Here is a 3,429-nt window from a genome sequence, read left to right on the forward strand (position 1 = left end):
TGGCATACGGGGTCGCTCCTTCTTTCCTCCGGCAGGACGCTGCCAGCGCCGGCAGGATTATTACATGGTGGCTCGTGAAAAGTAAGGAGAGCCGATGCCGCCAAGGGAGCGCCGGCGTTGCGCGTCATTCTGACGCTGTGGCCTCCGGGTGCATCGACCCTACGTGGAGCGGCGCCATTTATTACACGTAACATTCGGAGAAACCTGACGCTCCGCCAGCCGCCGGTGAGGCTCCGAGCGCCGACGCTTCTCACGGCGAGGAAGGCATCAACCATGCATGTAGCCGAGATCTCCACTACCCGCCGCCACCGCGCACCCGTGCCCGATGGGCCGACCGCAGCCGTCCTCGCTGCCGCGGAAACCTCCGACCGGGTTGCCGTGGTCCACATGGAACTGCCCCCCGGCGGCGCCATGCCCGAACACGATCACGGGCTCTCCGAGATTGTGCTCATCCCCGTGGCCGGAGCCGTCGAACTGCGCCACAACGGTCAGGTCCGGACGCTGGAGGCGGGCACGGTTGCAACCCATGTCGCCGTCGGCGAGCGCGTCAGCCTGTCCAACCCGGGCGATGCCCCCGCCTCGCTCATGGTCGTGGCTTCGCCACCGCAGTTTGCGGACCGGCTGGCCGGCTGGTCCGAGGTCTGACCGCAGTATCCTCCGGACCGGAGAGAGGCGACATGTCGATGAACGCCACGTCAGCCGCGGTCGCAGGCGCCGTGACCTTCCTGTGGGTCGGAATGGTGCTGGCGATCTCCTTCATCGAGGCGCCGCTCAAGTTCCGTGCGCCCGGGGTGACAATCCCCGTCGGACTGGGTATCGGCCGGATGGTCTTCCGCGCACTGAACCGCGTCGAGATCGGCCTGGCATCCGTCATCGTCGTGGCGGTGGCCGTCGGTGACCCTCAAGCCGGCACCGTCGTACTCATCGGCGTCGTGGCAGTGCTGCTCGCCGTGCAACTGGCCGTCGTCCGACGTCGGCTGAATCGAAGGTCGGACCGAGTGCTCGCCGGTGAGCAACTCCCGCGCTCACGAGGGCACGTGTACTACGTGGGATTCGAAATCGCGAAGGTGCTTGCCCTGACGGCGTTGGGCGTCAGCCTGGCGGCCGCGTAGTCCGGCTGTCCCCGAAGGTCGGGCCCTGGTCTCGTCCGTAGATGCTTGTGCGGCTTGTGCCGGTGCAGTTGGTGTGTGGTGGAAGGTTTTCGAAGGCGGTCGGCCGGCTCCTCGTTGCCGACCCCGCTGACGCACGTCCGATGTACGACGAACGGCGGCAGGTCGCGACCGTTGCGTCACGTCCTGCCGCCGCATGTGCGTACGGAGTGTGTCGGGAGGGGGACTTGAACCCCCACGCCCTGTAAAGGGCACTAGCACCTCAAGCTAGCGCGTCTGCCATTCCGCCACCCCGACCAGGTGGTCGCTGGGGGCTTGCGCCCTTCGCGACGGGGTAAACATTAGCACCTCTTCGCGGGGTGGATCACCTGGCTGCGGGTCGGGGGGACGGGTAGCGGGAGGATGGGGGCACAGCAGCGACCTTGAGGAGGCAGCGTGAGCCAGTCGAGCCCGGCAGCGGGCGGGGAGCACGGAGTACCCGGGGGAGAAAGCGGGCGGCGGACCGCCGCGGCCGAGCGGGAGGTTGCCGACCTCTGCCGCGACCTCATCCGGATCGACACCAGCAACTACGGCCAGAACGAGGGTCCCGGCGAGCGGGCTGCCGCCGAGTACGTGGCGGAGCAGCTCTCCGAGGTCGGGCTGGAGCCGCAGATCTTCGAGTCCCGCCCGGGGCGCGCCTCGACGGTGGCCCGGATCGAGGGCGAGGACCCGTCGCGGCCGGCCCTGCTGATCCACGGGCACACGGACGTCGTCCCGGCCAACGCGGAGGACTGGACGCACCACCCGTTCTCCGGCGAGATCGTCGACGGCTGCGTCTGGGGCCGCGGCGCCGTCGACATGAAGGACATGGACGCGATGACGCTCGCGGTGGTGCGGGAGCGCATGCGCAGCGGCCGCAAGCCGCCGCGCGACGTGGTGCTCGCGTTCCTCGCCGACGAGGAGGCCGGCGGCGTCTACGGTGCGCGGCACCTCGTCGACAACCACCCCGGCCTCTTCGAGGGCGTGACGGAGGCGATCGGTGAGGTCGGCGGCTTCTCGCTGACCGTCGACGAGGACCTGCGGCTGTACCTGGTGGAGACGGCCCAGAAGGGCATGCACTGGATGCGCCTCACGGTCGACGGCACCGCGGGCCACGGTTCCATGACCAACGAGGACAACGCCATCACGGAGCTGTGCGAGGCGGTGGCGCGGCTCGGCAGGCACAAGTGGCCCGTCCGCATGACCAAGACCGTCGAGCGGTTCCTCGACGAACTCTCCGACGCGCTCGGCGTCGAGCTCGACCCGGACAACCTCGACGCGACGATCGCCAAGCTCGGCAGTGTCGCGAAGCTCGTGGGCGCGGCGCTCCAGAACACCGCGTCCCCCACCCAACTCGGCGCCGGCTACAAGGTGAACGTCATCCCGGGGCAGGCGACGGCGCACGTCGACGGCAGGTTCCTGCCGGGGTACGAGGACGAGTTCCTCGCCGAGCTCGACCGGCTCCTCGGGCCGCGGGTACGCCGCGAGGACGTCCACGCCGACCGGGCGCTGGAGACCGGCTTCGACGGGGCGCTCGCCGAGGCGATGCGCTCCTCGTTGCGCGCCGAGGACCCGGCGGCGCGGACGATCCCGTACATGCTCGCCGCGGGGACGGACGCGAAGTCCTTCCACGACCTCGGTATCCGCTGCTTCGGTTTCGCGCCGCTGAAGCTCCCGCCCGAGCTGGACTTCGCCGGGATGTTCCACGGCGTCGACGAGCGGGTTCCGGTGGACGCGCTGCAGTTCGGGGTGCGCGTGCTCGACCGCTTCCTCGACGCCTCCTGAGCCGCGCGCGCCGGCGAACGCCCGTTAACGGCAGGGGTGTTCGTCGGCGTGCCGACTCTGCCGCTTCCCCCGCGGGCATTTCGATGACGTGTGCCAGCGTGCCCGGAAAGGGTGAACGTTCCGATGGGTTCGTAGCCGTATTCCCTCGTCCTCGTTACTCGGGTTGCGGTCCTCGGCTGGGACCGCCCATGCAACGAGGAGGAATAGATGATCAAGAAGGCTGTCGTCACAGTGGCCGCCACCGGCGGTCTCGTGCTCGCGGGTGCGGGCATGGCCGTCGCGGACTCCGGCGCCGGGGGCGCCGCGCTCAACTCGCCGGGCGTCGCCTCCGGCAACGTCGTGCAGGCCCCCATCCACCTGCCGGTGAACGTCTGCGGCAACTCGATCAACGTCATCGGGCTGCTCAACCCGACCTTCGGCAACACCTGCGTCAACAAGTGACGTTCGCGGTTGCCATGTGCCTCACCCGATGAGGCGGTGACACGGGCGGCCCCGGAGCGCGCGCCACGCGCTCCGG

The 3,429-nt window shown here is 69.4% G+C and carries 4 protein-coding genes and 1 tRNA gene; 4 read left to right on the plus strand and 1 reads right to left on the minus strand.

Going from position 1 to position 3,429, the window contains the following annotated elements; genetic code table 11:
- Positions 1–273: 273 nt before the first annotated feature.
- Together UWG_RS0100695 and UWG_RS0100700 are read left to right on the plus strand one after the other, a co-directional pair.
- A complete protein-coding gene (locus UWG_RS0100695; RefSeq protein ID WP_016905279.1) occupies positions 274–645 on the plus strand; it encodes a cupin domain-containing protein in 372 nt (123 codons plus the stop codon).
- 38 nt (positions 646–683) lie between these two features.
- Positions 684–1,112, plus strand: coding sequence for a hypothetical protein (locus UWG_RS0100700; protein WP_029391056.1), 429 nt, complete (start codon positions 684–686; stop codon positions 1,110–1,112).
- Positions 1,113–1,321: 209 nt separating this feature from the next.
- Here UWG_RS0100700 and UWG_RS0100705 read toward each other — a convergent pair.
- Positions 1,322–1,406 (minus strand) — tRNA-Leu (locus tag UWG_RS0100705).
- A gap of 138 nt (positions 1,407–1,544) precedes the next feature.
- On the opposite strand from UWG_RS0100705, the gene UWG_RS0100710 reads away from it, so the two are divergent.
- Both UWG_RS0100710 and UWG_RS0100715 read left to right on the plus strand, forming a co-directional pair.
- A complete protein-coding gene (locus UWG_RS0100710; RefSeq protein WP_016905281.1) occupies positions 1,545–2,912 on the plus strand; it encodes a M20/M25/M40 family metallo-hydrolase in 1,368 nt (455 codons plus the stop codon).
- A gap of 207 nt (positions 2,913–3,119) precedes the next feature.
- Complete coding sequence (locus UWG_RS0100715; RefSeq protein WP_016905282.1) at positions 3,120–3,353, plus strand: chaplin; 234 nt, start codon at positions 3,120–3,122, stop codon at positions 3,351–3,353.
- Positions 3,354–3,429: the final 76 nt, after the last annotated feature.

This window comes from Streptomyces xiaopingdaonensis (genome assembly GCF_000262345.1).
Taxonomy (GTDB): Bacteria; Actinomycetota; Actinomycetes; order Streptomycetales; family Streptomycetaceae; genus Streptomyces; species Streptomyces xiaopingdaonensis.